20 protein-coding genes and 1 pseudogene are annotated in these 22,341 nt (G+C 73.1%); 5 read left to right on the top strand and 16 right to left on the bottom strand.

The window, feature by feature from the left end; all coding sequences use genetic code 11:
- Positions 1 to 126: 126 nt before the first annotated feature.
- Positions 127 to 429 carry a hypothetical protein gene (locus tag ACTRO_RS35110; RefSeq protein ID WP_034270182.1) on the bottom strand — a complete coding sequence of 101 codons (303 nt, stop codon included), beginning with the start codon at positions 427 to 429 and terminating at the stop codon, positions 127 to 129.
- Positions 430 to 457: 28 nt separating this feature from the next.
- On the bottom strand, positions 458 to 1,588 hold the full coding sequence (locus tag ACTRO_RS35105; RefSeq protein WP_034270180.1) for an LLM class flavin-dependent oxidoreductase: 1,131 nt from the start codon (positions 1,586 to 1,588) through the stop codon (positions 458 to 460).
- Positions 1,589 to 1,945: 357 nt separating this feature from the next.
- Between ACTRO_RS35105 and ACTRO_RS35100 the strand changes: the two genes are divergently transcribed.
- The gene (locus tag ACTRO_RS35100) at positions 1,946 to 2,935 is read left to right on the top strand and encodes a hypothetical protein (RefSeq protein ID WP_063628329.1); all 990 of its coding nucleotides are present in this window, start codon (positions 1,946 to 1,948) and stop codon (positions 2,933 to 2,935) included.
- Between the two features lie 18 nt (positions 2,936 to 2,953).
- Here ACTRO_RS35100 and ACTRO_RS35095 read toward each other — a convergent pair whose 3' ends face one another.
- From ACTRO_RS35095 to clsA, 7 genes are all read right to left on the bottom strand, one after another.
- A complete protein-coding gene (locus tag ACTRO_RS35095) occupies positions 2,954 to 3,520 on the bottom strand; it encodes a MerR family transcriptional regulator (RefSeq protein WP_084316746.1) in 567 nt (188 codons plus the stop codon).
- 163 nt (positions 3,521 to 3,683) lie between these two features.
- Positions 3,684 to 4,148, bottom strand: coding sequence for a bifunctional nuclease family protein (locus ACTRO_RS35090; RefSeq protein WP_034270177.1), 465 nt, complete (start codon positions 4,146 to 4,148; stop codon positions 3,684 to 3,686).
- Between the two features lie 10 nt (positions 4,149 to 4,158).
- Positions 4,159 to 4,908: a MerR family transcriptional regulator gene (locus ACTRO_RS48365; protein ID WP_034270174.1), complete on the bottom strand. Its 750-nt coding sequence runs from the start codon at positions 4,906 to 4,908 to the stop codon at positions 4,159 to 4,161.
- 44 nt (positions 4,909 to 4,952) lie between these two features.
- A complete protein-coding gene (locus ACTRO_RS35080) occupies positions 4,953 to 5,456 on the bottom strand; it encodes a double zinc ribbon and FHA domain-containing protein (protein WP_034270172.1) in 504 nt (167 codons plus the stop codon).
- 191 nt (positions 5,457 to 5,647) lie between these two features.
- On the bottom strand, positions 5,648 to 6,061 hold the full coding sequence (gene gcvH / locus ACTRO_RS35075; protein ID WP_034270169.1) for a glycine cleavage system protein GcvH: 414 nt from the start codon (positions 6,059 to 6,061) through the stop codon (positions 5,648 to 5,650).
- Between the two features lie 174 nt (positions 6,062 to 6,235).
- Positions 6,236 to 8,731 carry a mannose-1-phosphate guanyltransferase gene (locus ACTRO_RS35070; protein WP_034270166.1) on the bottom strand — a complete coding sequence of 832 codons (2,496 nt, stop codon included), beginning with the start codon at positions 8,729 to 8,731 and terminating at the stop codon, positions 6,236 to 6,238.
- Positions 8,732 to 8,957: 226 nt separating this feature from the next.
- Positions 8,958 to 9,623: a cardiolipin synthase ClsA gene (gene clsA / locus ACTRO_RS35065; protein ID WP_084316744.1), complete on the bottom strand. Its 666-nt coding sequence runs from the start codon at positions 9,621 to 9,623 to the stop codon at positions 8,958 to 8,960.
- A gap of 265 nt (positions 9,624 to 9,888) precedes the next feature.
- On the opposite strand from clsA, the gene ACTRO_RS35060 reads away from it, so the two are divergent.
- Entirely contained in the window at positions 9,889 to 10,869 is a 981-nt protein-coding gene (locus ACTRO_RS35060; protein ID WP_051451852.1) for an aldose 1-epimerase family protein, read from the top strand.
- A gap of 262 nt (positions 10,870 to 11,131) precedes the next feature.
- Positions 11,132 to 11,668, top strand: coding sequence for a MarR family winged helix-turn-helix transcriptional regulator (locus tag ACTRO_RS44360; protein WP_051451851.1), 537 nt, complete (start codon positions 11,132 to 11,134; stop codon positions 11,666 to 11,668).
- A gap of 252 nt (positions 11,669 to 11,920) precedes the next feature.
- Here ACTRO_RS44360 and ACTRO_RS35050 read toward each other — a convergent pair whose 3' ends face one another.
- Complete coding sequence (locus tag ACTRO_RS35050) at positions 11,921 to 13,546, bottom strand: hypothetical protein (protein ID WP_157436616.1); 1,626 nt, start codon at positions 13,544 to 13,546, stop codon at positions 11,921 to 11,923.
- Positions 13,547 to 13,843: 297 nt separating this feature from the next.
- On the opposite strand from ACTRO_RS35050, the pseudogene ACTRO_RS50015 reads away from it, so the two are divergent.
- Positions 13,844 to 14,170, top strand: a pseudogene (locus ACTRO_RS50015) (RNA polymerase-binding protein RbpA); the annotation flags it as partial.
- A 357-nt stretch (positions 14,171 to 14,527) separates the two neighbouring features.
- Here ACTRO_RS50015 and ACTRO_RS35040 read toward each other — a convergent pair.
- From ACTRO_RS35040 to ACTRO_RS35025, 4 genes are all read right to left on the bottom strand, one after another.
- On the bottom strand, positions 14,528 to 15,319 hold the full coding sequence (locus tag ACTRO_RS35040) for a polyprenol monophosphomannose synthase (protein ID WP_034270161.1): 792 nt from the start codon (positions 15,317 to 15,319) through the stop codon (positions 14,528 to 14,530).
- Complete coding sequence (lnt, locus tag ACTRO_RS35035; RefSeq protein WP_051451850.1) at positions 15,316 to 17,097, bottom strand: apolipoprotein N-acyltransferase; 1,782 nt, start codon at positions 17,095 to 17,097, stop codon at positions 15,316 to 15,318. Before lnt ends, ACTRO_RS35040 begins: the two co-directional genes overlap by 4 nt.
- A gap of 194 nt (positions 17,098 to 17,291) precedes the next feature.
- Positions 17,292 to 18,956: an amidohydrolase gene (locus ACTRO_RS35030; protein ID WP_034278125.1), complete on the bottom strand. Its 1,665-nt coding sequence runs from the start codon at positions 18,954 to 18,956 to the stop codon at positions 17,292 to 17,294.
- Positions 18,957 to 18,966: 10 nt separating this feature from the next.
- Positions 18,967 to 19,431: an Lrp/AsnC family transcriptional regulator gene (locus ACTRO_RS35025; RefSeq protein ID WP_034270158.1), complete on the bottom strand. Its 465-nt coding sequence runs from the start codon at positions 19,429 to 19,431 to the stop codon at positions 18,967 to 18,969.
- 111 nt (positions 19,432 to 19,542) lie between these two features.
- Here ACTRO_RS35025 and ACTRO_RS35020 point away from each other — a divergent pair, with 111 nt between their 5' ends.
- On the top strand, positions 19,543 to 20,532 hold the full coding sequence (locus ACTRO_RS35020; protein ID WP_169739986.1) for a site-specific integrase: 990 nt from the start codon (positions 19,543 to 19,545) through the stop codon (positions 20,530 to 20,532).
- On the opposite strand, the gene ACTRO_RS35015 is transcribed toward ACTRO_RS35020, so the two are convergent.
- Entirely contained in the window at positions 20,529 to 21,164 is a 636-nt protein-coding gene (locus ACTRO_RS35015; protein WP_157436614.1) for a hypothetical protein, read from the bottom strand. The two genes, ACTRO_RS35020 and ACTRO_RS35015, sit on opposite strands and share 4 nt — an antisense overlap.
- Position 21,165: 1 nt before the next feature.
- Positions 21,166 to 22,293 (bottom strand): DUF475 domain-containing protein, encoded by a 1,128-nt coding sequence (locus ACTRO_RS35010; RefSeq protein ID WP_051451848.1) that lies wholly within the window; start codon positions 22,291 to 22,293, stop codon positions 21,166 to 21,168.
- Positions 22,294 to 22,341 lie beyond the last annotated feature (48 nt).

The following is a 22,341-nucleotide window of genomic DNA, read 5'->3' as shown; positions in this document are numbered from 1 at the left end:
TAACGGGTGGTCAGATAAACGGGCGACGCGAAGCGGCCGCCCGCAGCCCGACGACCACCCCGACCCGACAAGCCACCGAGGCCCACGAGCACCCAGCCGATCAAATCGCTCTAGACGTAGAACGCGTCAAGGCACTGTCTCAATAGTGGCTGACCGGGCGCAGGCCCGCAGCGCCGCGTCGGCCTCATGCCGTCCGTTCTCATGCGCCGTCAGCCAGGGATCGCGCCCGAGTCGCAGCGTGGCTGCCATCCGCCGGTCCCAGGCCGCGTCGTACGCGGCGCGCGAGGCCTCGTCCGTGCGCCGCTGCAGCTGCTGGCAGAGCGCGTGCGCGGTCTCCCACTCCTGCCGGGCCCGGATCAGCCGCACCGGGATCTCCCAGCGCCGGCCGCCGTACTCGAACGGGACGCAGGCATCGTCGGGCGACGTCATACACCCGAGAATATCCCCGCCCGCCGCCTCAGGCGGCCATCCCGCGCGGCGTGGCGCCGGTTCCGCCGCCGGCGGACGAGCGGCGGGCGGCGCGGGCGGCCTCGCGCTTGGCCGCCTCCTCGCGCACGATCGGGATCACGTGCCGGCCGAACTCGATCGCGTCCTCGAGCAGGTCGTAGCCGCGGGCGGAGAAGATCTCCACGCCCAGGTCGTAGTAGTCCAGCAGGGCCTGGGCCACCGTCTCCGGGGTGCCCACCAGCGCGTTGGAGTTGTCCGCGCCCTTGGTGGCGAGCGCGGCCGGGGTCCACAGCGCGCGGTCGAAGCGCTCGCTGTGGCCGGCGATGGCGATCAGCCGGCGGGTGCCGGTGCTCTGCGCGGGGACCACCGAGAGCCGGCGGTTGGTCTTGATCGCGGCCAGGATCCCGTGCGCCTTCTCCCAGGCCTGCTCCTCGGTGGCGCCCAGGATCGGGCGGAAGGCCACCTGGATCCGCGGCGGCACCGCGCGCCCGGCCGCGGCGCTGGCCGCGCGCACGGCCTCGATCTGCTCGGCCGTGCGGTCCAGCGGCTCGCCCCACAGGCAGTACACGTCCGCCTCGGCCGCGCCCACCGCGTACGCCTCGGGCACGCAGCCGCCGACCGAGACCAGCGGACGCCGGTCGCCGGCCGGGAAGACGTCGCTGACGAACTCGTCGAAGTCGAAATACCAGCCGTGGTGGCTGAACGGCTCCCGCTCGGTCCAGGCCCGCTTGACGATGCCGATGTACTCGCCGGTGCGGGCGTAGCGCTCGGCCATGCTCAGGAAGTCGCCCTCCCGGGCCTGCTCGGTGTCGTCGCCGCCGGTGATGAAGTGCACGCACAGCCGGCCGTCGCTGATCCGGTCCAGCGTCGCGAAGGTCTTCGCGGCGTAGGTCGGGTAGGAGACGTTGGGGCGGTGGGCGAGGAGCAACTGCAGCCGCTCGGTGTGCGCCGCGACGTAGGCGGTGGCGGGCGCCGGGTCGGGGCTGCCGGAGCCGTAGGCGAACAGCACCCGGTCCCAGTCCCATTCCTCATGGGCCCGGGCGAGGCGGACGGTGTAGTCGGGGTCGAAACTCGGACCGCTGCGCGGACGCGTCTCAGAACCGTCATTCGTGGCGGCGTATCCGAGGAACTCAACGGGCATGGCGAAATCCGTCTCTGTGCGGCCGGGGGAGAATGAACCGCGAGGGAGCTGCGCCCATTGTCGCACGCGTCGGCTGGTCGCCGACCTCGACGGGTCGCGCTCGCCCGCTCAGCCGTGACAGGAAGCCGACCAGACTCGACCGAAGTCGATGTATCCCCTTGTGGTCAACCGGATCCGTCGCACCTTGCATTTCTATCAGTTTGCCCGCATCGGGTCAATGTATTCCTGGGCAATACCGGCAGGTCACGCAATCCATGCCGAAATTTGGACGAGGGTTTACCGTTGAATTCGACCCCTGCTTCCGCCGGCCCGGCGCGGCTCGACGGCGCCGGCGCGCGGGCGGCTAGGCTGGCCGGCATGAGCGAGCCCGCCGCCTTCGCCCGGCTGCCCCTGATCGGCGCGAGCGGCGACCTGCGCGCCGACGTCGAGGGCTGGCTCGGCTCGGCGCCGCTGGCCGCGCTGGTGCGCCTGTTCGGCGGCGATCCGGCCGACTACGCCGGCGGCCGGGCTCCGCTCGCGGACCGGCTGGCGAAGCTGGACCTGTTCACCGAGCAGTGGGACACCCGGCAGGGTCTCGAGCGCAACCTGGCCGCGGAGCTGGATCTGACGCCGCACCAGAGCGAGCTGGTGATCGCCGCGGCCAATGCGCTCGGCCTGCGCGGCGAGGCGCCGCGGCACCGCCGCTACGACCACATGCTGATGCTCGGCGGCCTGGTGCGCGCCTGCGTGGCCCGGCCGTCGTACGCGGCGGAGCTGATCCGCGGCGGCGAGATCACGGCCGGCCAGGTCACCACCCTCGGCGCGCACCGGCCGTTCGCCGGCAACGAGTTCGAGCAGGCGGAGCAGCTCGGCTGGGGCGATCTGCGGGAGGAATACGAGGCCTTAGACGCCGGCACCCGGCGCGCGTTCGAGCTCGGGCCGCCGGAGCACGAGGAGGGCGAGCGGCACGAGGACGTGGGCGGCACCTGGGGGATCAAGCACTACCGGACCGCCGACGGCCTGCCGGTGCGCGTGGTGGCGGCGCCCTCGTCGCGGCCGGGCACGCGCCGGGCGGACACGGCCGACTCCTACACCTTCTTCGCCCGGCACGTGGCGGCGCTGCGCCCGGGCGAGCGGCTGCTGCTGATCAGCACCGCGATCTACGTCCTGCCGCAGCACCTCGCGGCGGTGCGGATCCTGGCGCTGCCGTTCGGGGTCGAGGTGGACACCGTCGGCGCGCTGCCGACGAACCGGCCGCGGCTGCCGCTGTCGAACTATTCGGCCACCAAGTACCTGCTGGAGGTGCGCAGCACGGTCCGGGCGCTGGTCCGTCTCGCGCCCCTGCTGGACGGCTCCGCGGCCGCCTGAGGCCCCGCCGGGGGCCGCTCAGCCCGCCCGGAACCGGCGCCGGGCGGCCAGCTCGTCCACCACGCCGGGGGGCAGCACCGCGCGGGGCGGCCCGGCCTCGCCGGCCGGCTCCTCCCCCGGCAGCCGCCGCAGCACCTCCTCCACCTCGGCGCAGACCGCGCCCACGGAGATGCCGAACACGCCCTGGCCGCCCTGGAGCAGCTCCATCACCTCGCCCGGCGAGGTGCACTCGAAGATCCCGGCGCCGTCGCTCAGCAGCGTGATCCCGGCCAGCTCCGCGGCCGCGCGGGTGCCGAGGTGGGCCACCGCGGCGCGGATGTTGTGCAGCGAGACGCCGACGTCCAGCAGGCGCTTGACGATCTTGAGGATGACCACGTCGCGGAAGCTGTAGAGGCCGGACGCGCTCGGCCCGGAGCCGCTGCGCAGGCTGGGCCCGGCCAGCCCGGTGCGGGCCCAGTAGTCGAGCTGCCGGTAGGTCACCCCGGCCGCCGCGCAGGCGACCGTGCCGCGGTAGCCGAACGTGCCGCCCGCCCCCGGCGGCGTCTCACGCCCCGCGACCGCCTCATCCCGCGCGCCCACAGCCACCTCCGCTCCCGCTTTCGCGCACCCCTCGCGGGCGCATGCCGGCCGTCGGCACCCGGGCGGGTCCCGACTTCGGTCCTGTCCGCTTCACCGGCCCGCCAATCCCCCGGCGCCCGCCGAACCGTCCGAACCGGTGACGCACCGGCCGCGCCGCGGCCTTGCGCGCCTACGACTCGAAGTCCTCCGGAGAGACCTGGTCGAGGAACTCGCGGAAGCGCTCGACCTCGTCCTCCTGGTCGTCGGGGAGCAGGATGCCCGCCTCCGCGAGCACCGGCTCCGCCGCGTAGATCTTCGCGCCGCAGCGCAGGGCCAGCGCGATGCCGTCCGACGAGCGCGAGGAGACCGTCACCCCGCCGTCGAAGAGCAACTCCGCGAAGAAGGTCCCGCCGCGCAGGGCCGTGATGTGCACCGCGGTCAGCCGGCGGCCGAGCGCGCGCAGCGTGTCCCGGAACAGGTCGTGCGTGAGCGGACGCGGCGCCTGGGTGCCCTCCAGCGCCGCGGCGATCGCCTGCGCCTCGGACTGGCCGACCCAGATCGGCAGGTAGCGCTCACCGGAGCTCTCCCGCAGCAACACGATCGGCAGATTCGAGGGCAGTTCGACGCGCACTCCAACGACATCGAGCTCGTTCACGGTTACCAGCCTAGTCGTCCAACAGCGCAGCGCGAAGCAGGGCCGCCTCCAGCCGCACCAGCGCCGCCGCGGCCTGGGCCGTGCCGGAGCGCGCGGACCCGCCTCCGGCGGCCCGGATCAGGGCCGCCGCTCGGCCCGCGGCCACCACCACCGGGCGCAGGTGGCGCGGCTCGATCCCGTGCTCGAGCAGGTCCGCCGCGGCCCGGGCGACGAGCAGATCCGCGCCGGTGGCCGGCTGCGCGCCGCTGATCAGACCGAATCCGGCCAGTTCGGCCACCCGGTGCGCCTCCAGCCCGGCCGCGCGGGCCAGGCCCTCGGGGCCGAGCGCGACCTCGCCGAGCTCGGGCGCGAAATACTCCGGTTCCGGCCACCTGGGGGAACGGCGGCGGGTGGCCGGGGCCTCGGCGGCGGGCGCGGGACCGGCGGGTGAATCCGGCGGTAATGGGTGATTTGCCCCGGACGCGCCGGAGATCTCCGCTCGCGCCGCCGCGACCGGCTGCGTCGGGCGTGGCGCGGGCACCGCCGCCGGCGGCGCGACCGGGGCGGGGGTCGGCATCGGCTCGGCGTACGCCGCCGAGGCCTCCAGCAGGATCCGCCGGACCGTCTCGAGGTCCAGCTCGGTGTAGCGGCGGTAGCCGGAGGGGGTGCGCCGCGGCGCGAGCAAGCCGTGCCGCTCCATCGCCCGCAGCGTCTCCGGGCGCAGTCCGGGAAACTCCCCGGCGAGCCTGGCCGCGGCCTCGCCGATGGTCAGACCCCGCACCCGTGGCTCGCCGGACCCGCGCCCGGCGCCGTGGGCCACCCGGCTCAGCCGCGGCCGGCGTGGAAGACCAGGCGGTACTTGCCGATCTGCACCTCGTCGCCGTCGGCGAGCAGCAGCTCCTCGATCCGCTCCCGGTTGACGTAGGTGCCGTTGAGCGAGCCGACGTCGCGCACCAGGAAGCCCTGCGCGGTCCGGGCCACCTCGGCGTGCCGGCGCGAGACGGTGACGTCGTCCAGGAAGATCTCGCTGTCCGGCGCCCGCCCGGCCGTGGTCACCTCGGTGCTGAGCGGGAAGCGGCTGCCGGCGTTCGGGCCGCGGCGCACCACGAGGGCGGCGCCGGTGAACTCCTCGTACGCCGGCACCTCGCCGGTCTCGTCCGGCGGCTCGGCCAGCCCGAGGGCGCCGAAGGTGATGGTGGAGGTGACCTCGGTCGGCCGCTGACTGGCCACCAGGGGGTTGCCGCAGTTCGAGCAGAACCGGCTGCCGGGCGTGTTCACGTGCCCGCACCGCGTGCACAGCGAAGGATCCACGCCTGTCGACGGTGGCATCGATTGACCTCCTGCTGCGGTCAGGGGCGCCTAGGCCCCCGTCGGATTCGCGGACTCGTCGGAGTAATGGGTACTCAGCTGACAATGCATCGAAACCTAGAGCCCCGTCGGGGGCCCGGTCAACCGACACGACGGCGGGCCTGAGCGGGGCACGCCCCGCCGCCCTCCGGTGCCGGTCCGGCGCGCGCCGGTCAGGAGCCGAGCGTGGCGGTGTAGCCGGCCGCGTCCAGCAGATCGTCGACGGACACCCCGTCGGCCAGCTCGACCTTGAACAGCCAGCCCTCGCCGTACGGGTCGGAGTTGACGAGCTCGGGGTTCGCCTCGAGCGCCGCGTTGACCTCGGTCACGGTGCCGGTGAGCGGCGCGTAGATGTCGCTGACCGACTTGGTCGACTCGAGCTCGCCGCACGGCTCGCCCGCGGTGACCGACTCGCCCTGCTTGGGCAGGGTGACGAAGACGATGTCGCCGAGCGAGTCCTGGGCGAAGTCGGTGATGCCGACCTCCACCGCCGGGCCCGTGCCGCGCACCCACTCGTGCTCGCTGGTGTACTTGAGGTCCTCGGGCGTCGTCGTCACGGTTCTTCCATCGCTCTCTCGGTTGACCATCGCCCGCCTACCCCGCGCGGGCCATGCGGTGACCTTACCGGGTCCGCGGCTCACCGCTCCACACGCCACTCGCGCCCGCGGGCACCGCGGCGCGGGCGGCCCGGCCGACGTCACCACGCTGTGACGCGACCGGTACCGCGCAGAGCCGCCGGGAGCCGGCCGGCTACGCGCGGCCTAACTCCCCGAGCGCTCCACCACCGCGGCCCAGGCGCCGAGCAGGCGGTCGGCCGCGTCCGGGTCGGCGGCCTCGGCCCACAGGTGGGTGACCGCCTCGGCCGGGTCCGGCAGGATCAGGGTCCAGCTGCCGTCGGCCTCGACGATGCGCACGCCGTCGGTGGTGTCGATCTCCCGGCCCTCGGCCGCCTCGACCACGGTGCGCATCACCATGCCCTTGGCCGCCCAGGGCGTGGGCACGTCCATCCGGCGCACGTGCGCGTGCGGGATGCGCGCGTCGATCTGGGAGAGCGTCAGCTGGGTGCGCGAGATCAGGCCCAGCATCCTGATGAAGGTGGCGATGCCGTCCAGGGCCGGGTGGAATTCGGGCACGATGAATCCGCCGCGCGCGTCCCCGCCGAAGATGGTGCCGGACTCGCCGCAGGCGGTGGTCAGCTGGTCCGGCGCGGTGGAGACCCAGTTGATGGAGACCCCGTGGTACCCCGCGACCTGCTCGGCCACCCGCGTCGTGGTCACCGGCAGGGCCACCCGGCCGCCGCGCTTCTCCGCCGCCACCAGGTCCAGGATGACCAGCAGCGCCCGGTCCTCGTCGATCCGCGCGCCGGTGTCGTCCACCAGCCAGATCCGCTCGCCGACCGGGTCGAACCTGACCCCGAAGGCCGCCTCCGAGGAGGCCACCAGCGCGCCGAGCCGGCGCAGCGCGGTGTGCCGCTCGCCCGGCGACTCGGTCGGGTGCGCCTCGTCGATGCCGAGGTTGACGGTGAACGCGTCCACCCCGATCCGGCCGAGCAGCGAGGGCAGCACGTGCCCGGCCGCGCCGCCGCCGACGTCGACCACGATCTTCAGGCCGGCGTCCTCGATCCCTGAGGTGTCCACCCGGGCCAGCAGCTCCTGCACGTAGCTCTCGAAGATGCGCGAGGGCGTGCCCAGGTCTCCTATCTCGCCGGGGAACGCGCGCCGGTACTCGCCGCGCGAGTAGATCCGGTCGAGCTTGCGCTGGCCGCCGGGCGAGAGGTCGGCGCCGGAGGAGTCCAGGAAGGAGATGTCCACCGAGTCGGGCACGCCCGGGGTGGTGCGGATCAGCACGCCGCCGGCCGAGCCGTGCGCGGTCTGCAGCCGGGCCACCGGGGTGGGTACGGACTCGAGGTCGCGCACGTTCAGGGCGCTGGAGGTCAGCGCCGCGATCACGGCCCGCTTCAGGGCGCGCGCCGCGCGGGAGCCGTCACGCGCGCAGGTGACCGTGTCGCCCTTCTTCAGCGTGGTGGCGTACGCCCCGGCGAGCCGGACCGCGAGCTCCGGGGTGATCTCGACGTTCATCACGCCGCTGATGCCGCGCGGACCGAAGAGCGAACGCGAGCTGCGCTGCTCCCAGATCACGTCGGAGTGCACGACCGCGCCGGCCTCGACCGTCTTGAACGGGTAGACCCGCACGCCGCCGGAGAGGACCGACTCCTCCTCGATCAGGCACTCGTCGCCGACCACGACGCCGTCCTCGATCCGGACCGCGCGCATCACGTCGGTGTTCTTGCCGATGACGCAGCCGCGCAGGTTCGCCTGCGGGCCGATATAGACGTTCGAGTGCACGACCGCGCGGTGCAGGAAGGCCCCCGCCTTGACCACGACGTTGGAGCCGATCACGGTGTACTCGCGCAGCTCCACGCCGGCCTCGATCTTGGCGTAGGGGCCGATGTAGCACGGGCCCTTGAGGATCGCGGCCGGGTCGATCTCGGCACCCTCGGCCACGAACACGCCCGGAGCGGTCTCGAACCCGTCGATCTCGGTCTCGACCGCGCCGGTGAGCACGTCGGCCTGCGCCTTGACGTAGGACTCGTGCGTGCCCACGTCCTCCCAGTAGCCCTCGGCGACGTAGCCGTAGATCGGCTTGCCCTCGGCCAGCAGCTGCGGGAAGACCTCGCTGGACCAGTCCACCTGGGTGCCGGGCTCGAAGTAGTCGAAGACCTCCGGCTCCATCACGTAGATACCGGTGTTGACGGTGTCCGAGAACACCTGGCCCCAGGTGGGCTTCTCCAGGAAGCGCTCGACCCGTCCCTCCTCGTCGGTGATGGTGATGCCGAACTCGACCGGGTCCTGGACCCGGGTCAGGCACACCGTCACCAGCGCGCCCTTGGCCTTGTGATAGGCGATCAGGGCACTGAGGTCGATGTCGGTGAGCGCGTCACCGGAGATCACCAGGAAGGTCTCGCCGGACAGCTGCTCCTCGGCGTTCTTCACCGAGCCGGCCGTGCCGAGCGGGACCTCCTCGTTGGCGTAGTACAGCGACATGCCCAGTTCTTCGCCGTCGCCGAAGTAGTTGCGCACGAGCGAGGCGAGGAACTGGACGGTGACCACGGTGTCCGTCAGGCCGTGCCGGCGCAGCAGGCGCAGCACGTGCTCCATGATCGGACGGTTGGCCACCGGCAAGAGCGGTTTGGGCATGGAGGAGGTCATCGGCCGCAGCCGGGTGCCTTCTCCGCCGGCCATCACGACGGCTTTCACGGGTTTTTACGCTCCCAGGTCGTCGGCGGATCCCACGTGGATCCACGGGGTAGGCGCGCTGCGAGTCGCCCGATTGGACGCTCTGCGCGCTTTTTACCCCTGCCCCCTGAGCCGGGCGATAATCGAGGGGGACGGCGTGAGAAACCCCTCGTTCGGCCCTTCGGCCTAAGCGATCGCCCCGCGCCACCTGCGGTTCATCCGCCGGCCACCCGGATACCCGCGGCGCTCAGGCCCGGGCCGCGTCCTCGCGCACCACCTGGCGCACCTGCACCACGTAGAGCCCGGCGGCCAGCCAGTACAGCGTGGTGCCCCAGATCGCGAAGGCCCAGCCGATGGCCCCGGCGACGTCGTTGAGCGCGTTGTGCCCGTCGCCCAGCAGCAGCAGCGGGAAGGCGTAGAGCAGGTTGAAGGTCGCGGCCTTGCCGAGGAAGTGCACCGGCAGCGCGCCGTAGCCGTGCCGTTTGAGCACCGCCAGCGGGATCGACATCAGCACGTCCCGGCCGACGAGCAGCACCACCAGCCAGATCGGGATGATCTCGCGCCAGGCCAGGCCGACCAGGGTGGCCAGGATGTAGAGGCGGTCGGCCGCCGGGTCGAGCACCGCGCCGAGCTTGCTGGTCTGGTTCATCGCCCGGGCGATCTTGCCGTCGAGGTAGTCGGTCAGGCCGCCGACCGCGAGCACCAGGATCGCCCAGCCGTCCAGGTGCGGGCCGTGGAAGGCCGGCTGCAGGATGAGCCAGAGGAACAGCGGCACGCCGAGCAGCCGCAGCACGCTCAGCGCGTTCGGGATGGTCCACACCGCGTCGCGGGGGGCTTGGGCCGACCCGGGCGCGGGGGCGCCGGAGTGCGCGGGGGGCGTGGTGTCGGGCTCGGACTCGGGCTCGGCGCTCATGGCCGAAAGCTTAGACGATGGCCCCTCGGCGGCCCTCCGGCAGGTCCGGAGGGTACGTGCGTGTAGGTTTCACCCGGACTCGGCAAAGACTTCCCCAAATCACGCGAATGCCGCTTTCCGGTCCCACCGGCCCGCCACTAGCGTGAACGACGGTACAGCCGTCCGACCGCGCGGTGCTTCTCCCCCCTTGACTCCGCGCCCGGACGGCTGTCGCGTGCGCGAGCATTTGCGGCCGCGACGCCCGCGTGTGCGAGAGTATCCACTCATGGACGACGTGAAAACGCAGCAACAGTCACCCGCCCCGCACGGGGGTGCGGCGCTTCCGACGGGCCGTCAGTTCGAGCTGTACGGCGGTGGATACCGCGCGGTGGTGACCGAGGTGGGCGCCGGATTGCGCGTTCTCGAATACGACGGCGACGGCCCGCGCCGGCCGCTGGCTGCGGGCTACGGAGAGCGCGAGTTCGTCCATTCGGGCGCGGGGCAGCTGCTGCTGCCGTGGGCCAACCGGGTCGCCGCGGGCGTGTACGAGTTCGACGGCGAGCGGCGGCAGCTGGACGTGAGCGAACCGGCCACCGGCAACGCGATCCACGGCCTGACCCGCTGGCTGCCGTGGAAGGCGACCGAGCAGGCGGCCGACCGGGTGCGCCTGACGGTGCGGCTGCATCCGGCGCCGGGCTACCCGCACACGCTGGATCTGGCCGCGGACTACCGGGTCGGGCACGACGGTCTGAGTGTTCTGATCGAGGCGCGCAACGTCGGCGAGCGGACCGCCCCGTACGGTCTCGGCGCGCACCCGTACCTCACGCCCGGGGTCGAACCGCACGAGGGCGCGGCGGACGAGTGGAGCCTGCATCTTCCGGCCGAACGCTATCTCGCCGTAGACGATCGGATGATTCCCGTCGGCGCTTTCGATGTGGATTCGAGCCCTTATGACTTCCGCAAGCAGCGCCCGCTCGCGGGCTCCACGCTCGACACCGCGTTCGGCGGACTGCAGCGGGAATTGGACGGACTCGGCCGGATCAGGCTGAGCGCGGCGGACGGCGGCACGGTCACTCTCTGGCTCGATCGCGGACTCGAGTGGGTCCAGGTGTTCACAGGCGACGCGCTGGCCGGAGCGCACAAGCGCGCCGCGGTCGCCATTGAGCCGATGTCCGCGCCCCCGGACGCATTCAACTCCGGTACCGATCTGATCCGCATCGAGCCCGGACAAGTGGTGACGCACCGTTGGGGAATCGCTTACAGCTGACGCGTCATCAGCCGTAATGCCAGGCCGCACACTCGTCCGCTGTCATGATCTCACGACGACTGATGTACTGGGCCGAAGTAAAGTCCATCAGCGTTTTTTCTGACAGTGGTTCCGGGTTGCTCCATTCGGGTTTATCATGGCCTGGAGAGGCCCGCCGACGGCGCGGACGCGCCCTTCCCGCCCGCCGCGCCTCAGCGCTCTGCGACCTCCGGCCGCGGGGCGGGGCCGCGAAGACAGGATGCGAAGGGGTCACACGCACACAATGAGCACACTGACGAAGAATCAGACCTTGCTGCCCACGGGTGGCCGCTCGGCCCGGCGCGCCCGACAGGTCGCCGAGGCGGAGGCCGTCCGCGCCCAGGAGGCCTCGTACCGCCCGCAGAACGGCTACCTGTCCTGGCTGTTGACGCGGTGCAACCGGGAGCTCGGCCGGCACGTCGACCGGGTCCTGGACGAGGTCGACCTGACCGAGGCCCAGTACGGCGTCCTGCAGGCGCTGGTGCACCTCAAGAGCGCCTCCTCGGCCACCCTCGCGCGTTCGGTCCAGGTCACCCCGCAGGCCATGGTCGGGCTTGTGGCGGCGCTGGAGCGCAAGGGCTACATCTCGCGCACCTCCCACCCCGGCGGTGGCCGGGTCATCACCACCACGGTCACGCCGCTCGGCCAGGAGGCCTTCGACACCGCGAAGAAGCGCGTGCGCGCGCTCGAGCGCACCGTTCGCAAGACCCTGACCGAAGAGGAGTACGGGGTCGTCGTCGACCACCTGGAGAAGCTCGGCAATGCGCTGAGCGAGCTCTGACCGCACGTTCCCGGTCCGCGCACACCCACCGCGGGCCCGCCCCCGCCGAGCACACCGCTTGGCGGGGGACTTGCGTATCACCGGTAGCAACGCCCCGCTTCCCAGGCGGCCGTCGCACGCCGTGAGAAGGTGAGCGGCGGTGCCGCCCGGCCGGCTGCGGCCGGGCGGCACCGCCCTCGTCTTCGAAGTCCGCGGGCGCGTGGAACAGAGCCCTGCGTCGATGGAATCAGAGTCCTGAGGAAGGGTCGGGACTCAGAAGTCGGCCTGCTCGCCGGGCAGCAGATGCCTGAGTTCCGCGCGCACCCGGCGCTCGACCACGGCCAGGTAGAGGTTGGCGTCCTCGTCGGCGAAGAAGTCCTCCCCCGGCTCCGCGCACACCAGCGCGCGCGGATCGAACAGCGCGCCCGCGTCGAGCTCGGTGCCGTGCTGCGCCGCGCGCTCGGCGACCGCGCCGTAGTGCCGCCGCAGCAGCGGCTCTGAGACGGTGCGGGCCAGACCGCCCGGGGCCGCGAGGATCCGGCCCGGGGTGCGCCGCGCCGCCCGGGCCGCGCAGGCGCCCACGCTCTCCCAGCCCCAGGGCGCGAGCCGATCGGCGACCCGGAAGCGCCCGGACACCGGAGCGAGCACGTACCCGTACAGCTCGACCTGGAGCAGTCCGTTGCCCGCCGTGGCGCCCACGAACACGGTCACCGTCAGCCCGGCCGCGCCGCGGCTGACGCGCACCCGCCGGAACCGCCGTGCGCCCGCGTGGCCGCGCGAGGCGGCCGTGGGCATCGGCAGCAGCCGCACCGGCAGATCGCCGTCGGCCCGGGTGGCCAGGGCCGGCCCGGCCGCCACCGGGTAGTCGTCCACGAGCACCATCACCGGCGCCGCGGCCAGCGAGCCGAGGCCGCCGGAGAGCGCCTCGCAGGCGCGGTCGAGCAGGTCCTCGGTGTCGAAGGGGGCCGAGCGCGAGGCGGCCGGGCCGAGCTCGATCAGCCAGCGCCGGCGCAGCGCCTGGCGGCCCGCGCCGAGGAACGGCTCCGCCGCGGCCGCCAGCGGGGGCCGTACGGCCTCGGCGGCGGCGATCCGGGCCCCGAGCACACCCATGGCCTGCTGGGCCCAGGCAGGCTCCGCGGAGAGCCACCGGCTCGGGGTGAACCGGCCCGGGGCCAGCCGGTCGGCCATCGCGGAACGGGCCGAGATCTCCTCGGCGAACACCGCCGCCCAGCAGCCGAGCCCGGCCGCGAGCGGCGCGGCGAGCCGGCGCACCCGGTCGCAGGCGCCGGCCGGGGCGGGCACGTGCAGCACCTCGCGCAGGCCGAGCGGGTCGGCGTGGGTGAGCGCGAGGATCATCATCAGGGCGCCGAACAGCGCCAGCGCGAAGAGCGTCGCCTGGGCACCCGCGCCGCGCCGCAGACCCGCCACGATGGCGTTCGCGCGGCCACGCGCCTCGGCTCCGTTCGCGCCGCCGGCCCGGGCCCCGGCCGAACCCGCGGCCGGGCGCGCGCTCAGGTCCTCGCCCCGCGGCGGCGCGCTCAGCGCCCGCACCGCCAGCACCACGGCCGAGAGCCACACCAGCACCCACGGCACCGGCCAGTCGCCCAGCGCGGTGGTCACGATCACGACCGCGGCTATCGCCGCGTCGCGATAGAGCCGCCGGGTCCGCGCGGCCACGGCGTGCCGGGCCACGGTCACCAGGTCGACGCCGGCCGCGGCGGCGGGCTGCCGGTCCTCGCGCACCAGCAGATTGCGGATCAACGCGCGGCCGAAGCCCTCGTCGAGATGCGCGGCCGTGCACAGATAACGTGTCGCGTCCTCGTCCGCCACGGCTTCTTCCGGCCGCCGCGGGCCCGGGACGCGCCCGACCTGTGCCACCACACCGGTCGTAACGCCCACCCTCGAGCCTCCGTCTTTCCCGCCCCACTCAATCCTGCGAGAGCCGGACTGTACCACGGGGGCGGGAGCGGGCAGCGCCCCGGCGGGCACGGGCGGGAATGGAGTTGCGAACCTTGGCCAAGGCTTTGCCGGGCCGTCGTCCGCCCCGTTCCTCCACCGCCTGACATCAATACCGGTTAGCTGATGATTGTCCGGGTATGCAATCATCCGGGCCTACCTGGGAGTGCCCGGGAACATTGCGGCGCCTTGGGGCGTTGGCACCCAAGCGGACACGGTGAGGCCGAGGAGGCATTGGGGATGAGCGAGCGGGCTTTGCGCGGCACCCGGCTGGGCGCCACGAGCTACGAGACGGACAACGGGATAGACCTGGCACCGAGGCAGGACGTGGAATACGCCTGCCCGAACGGCCATCGTTTCCAGATGCCCTTCTCGGTGGAGGCCGAAGTGCCGATGATGTGGGAGTGCCGCGTCTGCGGCGCGCAGGCGTTGCGGGTGGGCGGCACCCTCGAGGAGGACAAGCCCTCGAAGCCGGCCCGTACCCACTGGGACATGCTGCTCGAGCGCCGGTCCATTCCGGAGCTCGAGGAGGTGCTGGCCGAGCGGCTGGCGCTGCTGCGGGACGGCGGCTTCGGCGGCCGCAGGTCGGCCGTGCGCACGGCGCCGCCGGTGAACCTGGCCACCGGCGCCCCCGAGCCCGGCACGGGCGGCGGGACGGCGCCCGGCGGGGCCGAGGCGGAGGCGGGCGCGACCAGGACGGCGGCCAAGAAGACCACGGCGGCGAAGAAGAAGAGCGTCGGCACCGGGCCGGCCAAGAAGACGAGTGCGAAGCCGGCCGACCGGCCGGCCAGGAAGGCCGCGGCCACGAAGCCGTGACCGTCGCCGGGCCGGCCGAGCGCCTGGGCCCGACGACCACCCGCGAGTGCGCGCCCTGGTGGCGCGCACTCGGCGTTTGCGCCGGCAGTGGCCAGGCCTGGCGCGCCGCTACCTCCGCTTGCGCCCGCCGGTCAGCTGGGCGATCCGGTCCTGCACGCCCCAGGAGGTGGCGCGCCAGAGCGACTCGACGATGATGCTGCGGTTCATCTTCGACTGGCCGCGCTCGCGCTCGATGAAGGTGATCGGCACCTCGACGATCCGGAGCCCGGCGTTGTTCACCCGGCGGGTCAGGTCGGTCTGGAAGCAGTACCCGGCCGAGCGCACCGAGTCCAGGCCGATCGCCTCCAGGGTGGAGCGCCGGAAGACCCGGTAGCCGGCCGTCACGTCGCGCACCTTCAGACCCATGATCAGGTGGATGTAGGTGTTGCCGCCCTTGGACAGGATCTCCCGGGACTTCGGCCAGTTCTTGATCTCGCCGCCCTTGACGTAGCGCGAGCCGATCACCAGGTCGGCGCCCTCCCGCTCGAGCGCGCCGAGCAGCGCGGGCAGGTCCTCCGGGCGGTGCGAGCCGTCGGCGTCCATCTCGATCAGGATCTGGTAGCCGTTGGCCATGCCCCACTGGAAGCCGGCGATGTAGGCGGCGCCGAGGCCCTGCTTGCCGGCCCGGTGCATCACCTTGACCCGGTCGTCGTCGGCGGCGAGCTTGTCGGCGATCTCACCGGTGCCGTCGGGGCTGTTGTCGTCGGCGACCAGGACGTGCACCCGGGGGTTGCTCTGATGCACCCGGGCGACGATCGGCTCGATGTTGTCGCGCTCGTTGTACGTCGGGATGATCACCAGGACGGGCACGGGCTCAGCGGCCTCGGGCGAGGCGGCTTCCGGGCTGTTCGAGTCGATCACGTGCGGGACTTCCTTGCATCGTTCGTCGAGGGGGCGGTGATAGCGGGCGCGGGCAGCGAGCTTATCCGGTCCGGGGCGATGTCGCCCGCCACGCCCGCGAGCGCGGACGGAGCCGGCTCCGGATCGTCGGCCGGCGCGGGCGCCGCGGCGGTCTGGAAGGCCAGGGCGTCACGGCGTCGACGCCGGCCCGCGGCGGCCGCCCAGGCCCAGGCCAGCAGGCCGAGGCCGGTCATCACCCACTCGGGTCCGGCACCCAGCCGCAGCGCCAGGGTCTCCCCGGTGCGCGGAGTGACCTCGGCGGACACCACGGCCGGAGTGAACTGGCCGGTCTGCTGCACGATACGCCCAGAAGCGTCTATATAGGCGGAGATTCCGCTCGTGGCGGCGATCATCACCGGCCGGCCGGTCTCCACCGCGCGCAGCTGGGAGATGGCGAGCTGCTCCGAGGGCTGGTCGGTCCAGCCGTAGGTGGCGTTGTTCGTCTGCACGACCAGCACGCCGCCGCCCCCGAGCGCGGAGGAGCGGACCATGTCGTCGTAGGCGACTTCGAAGCAGATCACCAGGGCGATCTTCACACCGCCGACCGTCAGCACGCCCGGGGTGTGGCCGGGTATGAAGTCGCGCGGGACCAGCGAGAGCTCGGAGATGTACTTGGTCAGCTCGGCCCGGAACGGGATGTACTCGCCGAAGGGCACCAGGTGCCGCTTGGCGTAGGCCTGCCCCGGCCCGGACTGCGGATCCCAGACGATGCCGAGCTCCTGGGCGTTCTTCTGCCCGACCACGACCACCGCGCCGACCAGGGTCTGCGCCTTGACGGCCGCGACCGCCTCGCTCACCTTCGCGTACGCGGTCGGATCGGTGAACGGGTCGACGTCGTCGGAGTCCTCCGGCCAGAACACGGCCACCGGCTGCGGGGCCTTGCCCGCCGCGACCTCGGCCGCGTACTGCTCGGTGACCCGCACGTGGTTGTCCAGCACCGCCGAGGCCTGGCCGTACGCGTCCAGGCCGGTGCGCGGCACGTCCCCCTGTATCGCGGCGAGCTGGACCGGCTTGCCCGCGGTCGTCTGTATCGGCACCAGGTTGCCCACCAGCGGCAGCACCAGCGCGGCGCCGAGCCAGGCGACCGCGGTGCGCCAGCCCAGCGCCTCGGCCCAGGACGGGGCCCCGCTCTGCTCCCGCCGCAGCGCCCTGGCCCGCAGCAGGCGCGGGACGTACCCGGCCAGCACCGTGCCGACCAGCGCGGTGGCGAAGGTGAGCAGCGGCGCGCCGCCGAGCGCGACCACCTTGGTCAGCGGGGTCTGGGTCTGGCTGAAGGCGAGCCGGCCCCAGGAGAACCCGCCGATGGGCCAGCGGTCCCGGAAGAACTCCTCGGCCACCCACAGCAGCGCCTGCCAGAAGGCCGCGCCGCGCAGCCGGCCGGCCGAGGCCACGGCCGCGCCGAGCGGAGCGAAGTAGAGCGCCTCCGCCAGGCCGAGGGCGACCAGCGCGTCCACGCCGATCACGTTGAGCCAGCGGAAGGTGATGTAGCAGAACACGAGCCCGAACCAGAGCCCGGCCCAGGCCGCGGCCGCCCACGGCCGGCGCTGCCCGCGGGCCACCCGGCCGCGGTAGGCGGCCGAGACGGCCAGGGTGAACCCGGCCACGCTCAGCGGCGCCAGCCACCACCAGCCGATCGGGGCGAAGGACGGGTAAAGCGCCAGCCCGGAGGCGAGCGCGGCCAGGTGCGGGAGCCAGGCCCGGCCGGGCCGGGGGCGCCGGGGACGCCAGAGGTGTGCCACAGGTGGCCCTTCCGCTCCTGCTGTCGGTGGTCGGTCACGGCGCGAAGACGTCACGCGCCGGGTCTCATCATCGCGCACGGATATCGACGGGAAGACCGCGGAGGCGGTTCCTTCGGCCATTCCCACGCACTTTTAAGCTTCCCGGGCCCGTCATGGGCGCCGTTGTCCCATTCGCCCGCGGACGGGCCGCCTCGTCAGCGCCCCTTCAGCCGGTCGTACACCGGCCAGCCGCGCACGGAGGTACGAAGGCATTGCGGCAGCGGCAGGCCCGGGGTCAGGTCGGGCAGCCCGGGCACCCCGGCCCGCTCGTCCGTCGACCACGCGGCGACCCGGCTGTCCGGCGTCTGCACGACCAGATCGCCGGCCTGCCACACGGCGTACGTGGCCGCGGCGCCCGGGGCCAGCACGCCCTGCTCGTCCGCCGGCACCCCGGGGGCGCCCGGCCGCAGCGCCCGCCAGCCGCCGCGGGTGTGCGCGGAGAACGCGGCGCGCACGGTGATCCGCGACTGCGGGGTCTGGTGGAACGCGGCGGCCCGCACGGCCGCCCACGGCCCGAGCGGGGTCACCGGCGAGTCCGAGCCGAACGCGAGCACGATCCCGGCCGCGCCGAGCGCGGCGAACGGGTTGAGCGCGGCGGCCCGCTCGGCCCCGAGCCGCTTGGCGTACATGCCCGACGGCCCGCCCCACGCCTCGTCGAAGCCCGGCTGCGCGCTGACCACCACGCCGAAGCGGGCCAGCTTCGCGATCGCGGCGGCGTCGACCATCTCGGCGTGCTCGGCGCGCACGGTCAGCGCGCGCAGCCGGTTCTCGTCCACCGCCTCGGCGGCCAGCTCGAGGGCGCCGACGAGCAGGTCCATCGCGTAGTCGCCGATGACGTGGAAGCCCGGCTGCACCTCGGCCTCGACGCACATGGCGAGGAACCCGGCCAGCTGCTCGACGTCCAGGTAGGTCACGCCGCCGTGCGTCGGATCGCCCGTGTCGGCGGCGTCCGCGTACGGGTCGCGCAGCGCCGCGGTGCGCGACCCGAGCGCGCCGTCGATGAACAGGTCTCCGCCCGCGCCCACCCCGCCGAGCTCGAACGCCTTGACCGGGTCGGTCAGCTCGCCCCAGTACCCGAAGACGTAGGGCCCGGGCTCGTCCGCGGCGAGCTCCAGCAGGCCGGTGAAGTCGTCCTCGCCGGAGATGTCCGGGCCGCCGCACTCGTGCACCGCGCCGATGCCCAGCTCGGCGGCGCGGGCGCGCGCGATGCGTTGCGCGTCGTCTCGCTGATTCGGCGTCACTTTGCCGTAGGCGGCGGCCCGAATCAGGTGATGGGCTTTCTGGGCGACCAGCCCCTCGCCGCGATAGCCGGCCGCCGTTTCGAGGTCCGGCACCGCGGCGAGCAGCACCGAGGAGGCCACCGCCGAGTGCACGTCCACCCGCGAGAGGTAGACGGCCCGTCCGCCGGCGGCCCGGTCCAGCTCCTCGGCGGTGGGCGGCTTCGCGTCCGGCCACGCCGTCTCGTCCCAGCCGGTGCCGAGCACGACCCCGTCCGCGGGCAGGTTCGCGGCGAACGCGGCCAGCCGGTCGAGCACCTGCTCGCGCGAGCCGCTGCCGGACAGGTCCAGCCCGGTCAGCGCCAGCCCGGTGGAGGTCGCGTGCACGTGCGCGTCCACGAACGCCGGCGTCACCAGTCCGCCGTCGAGGTCGACGATCTCGTCCACCCCGTCCGCGTGCAGGTCGGCGCCGTCCTCCGAGCCGATCCAGGCGACCGTGTCCCCCACCGTGAGCAACGCGGTCGCGTACGGTTCGGCCGGGTTGTAGACGGCCCCGTTGCGCAGCAAGGTGGTGCGGGCGGAGCCGGAAGGCGCAGTAGTCACGAGGAGCACCTTAGCCGCCGATCGGACGCGCTCCCGGAAGATCAGGCGTGCGCCCGTCGAACGGCGTGGAGAGCACGATGGTGGTCCGGGTCGAGACGTTCGCGGCCGAGCGGATCCGGCCGAGCAGCCCCTCCAGGTCGGCCGGGGTGGCCACCCGGATCTTCAGGATGTAGTTCTCGTCCCCCGCCACGGAGTGGCAGGACTCGATCTCGGACAGGCCGGAGAGCCGCTCGGGCACGTCGTCCGGCGCGGCCGGGTCGAAGGGTTTGACCGAGACGAACGCCGTCAACGGCAGGCCCAGCGCCTCGGCGTCCACCACCGCACGGTAACCCTTGATCAGACCGCGCTGCTCGAGCCGGCGAACGCGCTGGTGGGCGGCCGAGGTGGACAGGCCGGTGGCCTTGCCCACGTCGGTGTAGCTCATCCGCCCGTCTTCCAGCAGGAGCCTAATGATCTGTAGGTCGATGTCCTCCACATGCCTTACCGTAGTCGTCTTCGCCACACTGCGCGTTCGACTGTTCATCATGCGGAGCGCCCGCGCTCGGGTGCGGGCCGCTGTCGGCGCGGGCGGCTATCGTTGCGCCGTATGACAGAAGGTCAGACCGCCGGGGCCGTCGAAGAGGTGACCGCCGCGGCCGAACGGCTGTGCTCCCGGGAGGAGACCAGCGCCGCGCGGGCCCGGCAGATCCGCTGGTTCGTCAAGGAGCTGAGGCTCGCGCTGGCCCACCCGGAGTACCGTCCGCACGGCCCGGTCGTCACCGCCGCGGACCTGTTCCGGGCGCAGGCGGTCAGCTCGTACCTCGACCTCGGCCGCCGCGGCGAGCTGCGCACCAGGGCCAGCCGGGTGCCCGGAGCCGTCTCCAGCCCGGCGTCGATGCGGGTGCGCGAAGACTGTCTGAAGCTGCTCGCCCGGGAGCTCGGGGTGCCGGTGGAGTTCGGCGAGCGGGTGGAGCAGCCGCAGGTGCGCGAGCCGGTGGACGCGCCGACGCGTTCGCAGCTGCGCGCGCACCTGATCGAGCGGGCGGAGAACCCGCCGGTGCTCGCCGCCCACGTCCGGCTGCTCGCGGTGATCGGCACGGTGCTGGACACCGGCGCGCGGGTGGGCGAGCTGTGCGCGCTGACCCTGGCGGACCTCGACCTGGAGGCCGACCAGCCCGCGGTGACGATCGTGCGCAAGCCGCAGGCGCGCCGGGTGGCCGAGCCGGTGACGCAGCAGGTCACCCTCTCCCCCGGCACGGTCGCGGCGCTGCGGCACTGGCTGAGGCACCGTCAGGAGCTGATCGACGAGTTCCAGCTAGGGGTCAAGGCCCTGTGGGTCTCGGTGGCCGGCAACCACGCCGGCCTGCCCGCGCAGGACGGCCACGCCATCCGCCGCCCCCCGGGCATGCCCCTGCGTCCGCGGGGCTTGCAGCGTGCGTACACGCGAGCGGTGGTGGAGCTCAACGCCGAGCTCGCCGGCTCCGTCGGCTGGCGCCCCCTGCCCTACCGCCTCGAGCAGCTGCGCCGCGCCGTGGAACTCACCGTCGACTCGGACAGCGACAGCGTGACGACCAGAACCGCCGCCAGGCGCAGCTAACGCCGGCCGCTCCGGCGCCGAGCCCCTAGCTCGCCCACCGCTCCCACCACGTGCCCGACCCCGCCCACGCACCACCACACGGCCTCGCCCGAACGCACCACAGCGTGAGCGCCGAGCCGCGGATGTTCGGCGCAGACCGGCCACACCTGCCACGTCTGCTCCATCAGCCCGCACTGCACGACGTCGGCCATCGTCGCCACCGCGCAAGTCAAGTCGTCGCCGACCGGTCCGCAGAGCTCTGGCCCACCGGCGATCCACCGCCCGTCCGCCAAGAGGATCCGCGGCATCGCGGGCCCGAACTCCTCGACGAGCTCCAACCTCGGCTCCCCCTCAATCCCGCCCGCGGCCAAATCCCGCGCCACGACCCGCAGTGCCTCCCGCAGCACGTCGAGCCGCTCCGGCACGAGATCGAACCCTGGCTCGAACGCGGCCTCGTCCAGCAGCCGCGCGGCCAACCCGGCCAGCTCCCCCGCCGCCAACCCCGCCGGCACGCGTTCGACCACCTCGCGCACGGCCGACCCGTAGTGCCCCCAATCCAGCAACTCGCAGGCCAACTCCACCACCGGATCGGCCTCGAGCCGCCCCTCCCGCAGGGCGGTGAACACGCGTCGGCACAGCAGGTCGGCTTTCACCTCAGGCGGCATCCTTATTTCTCGCCTCAGCCTTCTGCGAGACGAAGTGCTGGATCTCGGCGTCCGGCGAGTCGGCGTGGCGCTCGGCTTCGCGGCGCAGCTGGCGTTTCGCGGCCCAGATCGAGGTGAGCCAGGCGGCGGTGATGACCACGGCGCCGGTGCAGGCGGTGATCCAGTCGGGGACGTCGCGCCAGATCTCCCACAGCAGCAGCACGGCGAGCAGCGCGATCGAGTAGTACGCGCCGTGTTCCAGGTACCGGTACTGCTCGAGGGTGCCGCGGCGTACGACGTAGACCGTCAGGGCTCGGATGTAACCGGCGCCGATGGCGAGGCCGAGGGTGATCAGCGCGATGTTCACGGTCACGGAGAAGCCGCCCATGACCGAGTCCATGGAGAAGGTCGCGTCGAGCAGTTCGAGGTAGATGAACAGCAGCAGCGCGGCTCGGCCTTCGACGGTCGCGCGGGGGCGGGAGGCGCCGTCGGCGTCGGCGGCGTCGGCGACGCGGTCGGAGAGCAGCTTGACCGCCTGGTGGCACAGGAGGCCGAACAGGCAGCCCAGGACCACTTTCTCGCGCACGTCGCCGGGCACGGTCAGCCCCGCGACCGCGGTGAACAGCAAGGCGATCAGCTGCGGGACGCCGCGGTGGTCGAGCAGGCTCGGCAGCCTCCGCTCGATCAGCGGCCACCAGTGCACCTCGCGCTCCTCGCGGAAGAACGCGATCGCGATCATCAGCAGGAAGATCCCGCCGTACGCGGCGATGCCGGGCTGGGCGGCGAGCAGCAGGTCGTGGTAGCGGGTCGGGTTCGCGTACGCCAGGTCGACCGCGTGCCAGGGCGTCAGGCGCGCGCCGATCGCGACGATGACCAGCGGCAGCACCAGCCTCATCCCGATCGCGGCGATCAGCACGCCCACGGTCAGGAACATCCGCTGCCAGTAGCGGTTCATCCGCGCCAGCACGGTCGCGTTCACGATCGCGTTGTCGAAGGACACTGCGATCTCCAGCACACCCAGCAGCGCCACCACGACGAGGCCCTGAGTGCGGCCGACGAGGTAGCCGCCGACCAGGGCGCAGACCGCCACCGCGTGGGCGAAGCCGAAAATGCGCGGACCGCTCGCACCTCGTGTCATGTGTGCCGCCTAAGGTGTGCTCGGGGCTGGGACCGGTTACTGACTGCT

Origin of the sequence: Actinospica robiniae DSM 44927 (genome assembly GCF_000504285.1) — a bacterium.
Classification (GTDB): Bacteria; Actinomycetota; Actinomycetes; order Streptomycetales; family Catenulisporaceae; genus Actinospica; species Actinospica robiniae.
The sequence above is the reverse complement of the archived record's forward strand: the minus strand, read 5'-3'. Positions and strand labels throughout refer to the sequence as shown.

Coding starts and splice junctions, on each gene's coding strand:
- ACTRO_RS35110 (WP_034270182.1), bottom strand. CDS start 429: ATGACGTCGCCCGACGATGCCTGCGTCCCGTTCGAGTACGGCGGCCGG.
- ACTRO_RS35105 (WP_034270180.1), bottom strand. CDS start 1,588: ATGCCCGTTGAGTTCCTCGGATACGCCGCCACGAATGACGGTTCTGAG.
- ACTRO_RS35100 (WP_063628329.1), top strand. CDS start 1,946: ATGAGCGAGCCCGCCGCCTTCGCCCGGCTGCCCCTGATCGGCGCGAGC.
- ACTRO_RS35080 (WP_034270172.1), bottom strand. CDS start 5,456: ATGCCACCGTCGACAGGCGTGGATCCTTCGCTGTGCACGCGGTGCGGG.
- gcvH (WP_034270169.1), bottom strand. CDS start 6,061: ATGGTCAACCGAGAGAGCGATGGAAGAACCGTGACGACGACGCCCGAG.
- clsA (WP_084316744.1), bottom strand. CDS start 9,623: ATGAGCGCCGAGCCCGAGTCCGAGCCCGACACCACGCCCCCCGCGCAC.
- ACTRO_RS35060 (WP_051451852.1), top strand. CDS start 9,889: ATGGACGACGTGAAAACGCAGCAACAGTCACCCGCCCCGCACGGGGGT.
- ACTRO_RS44360 (WP_051451851.1), top strand. CDS start 11,132: ATGAGCACACTGACGAAGAATCAGACCTTGCTGCCCACGGGTGGCCGC.
- ACTRO_RS35020 (WP_169739986.1), top strand. CDS start 19,543: ATGACAGAAGGTCAGACCGCCGGGGCCGTCGAAGAGGTGACCGCCGCG.
- ACTRO_RS35010 (WP_051451848.1), bottom strand. CDS start 22,293: ATGACACGAGGTGCGAGCGGTCCGCGCATTTTCGGCTTCGCCCACGCG.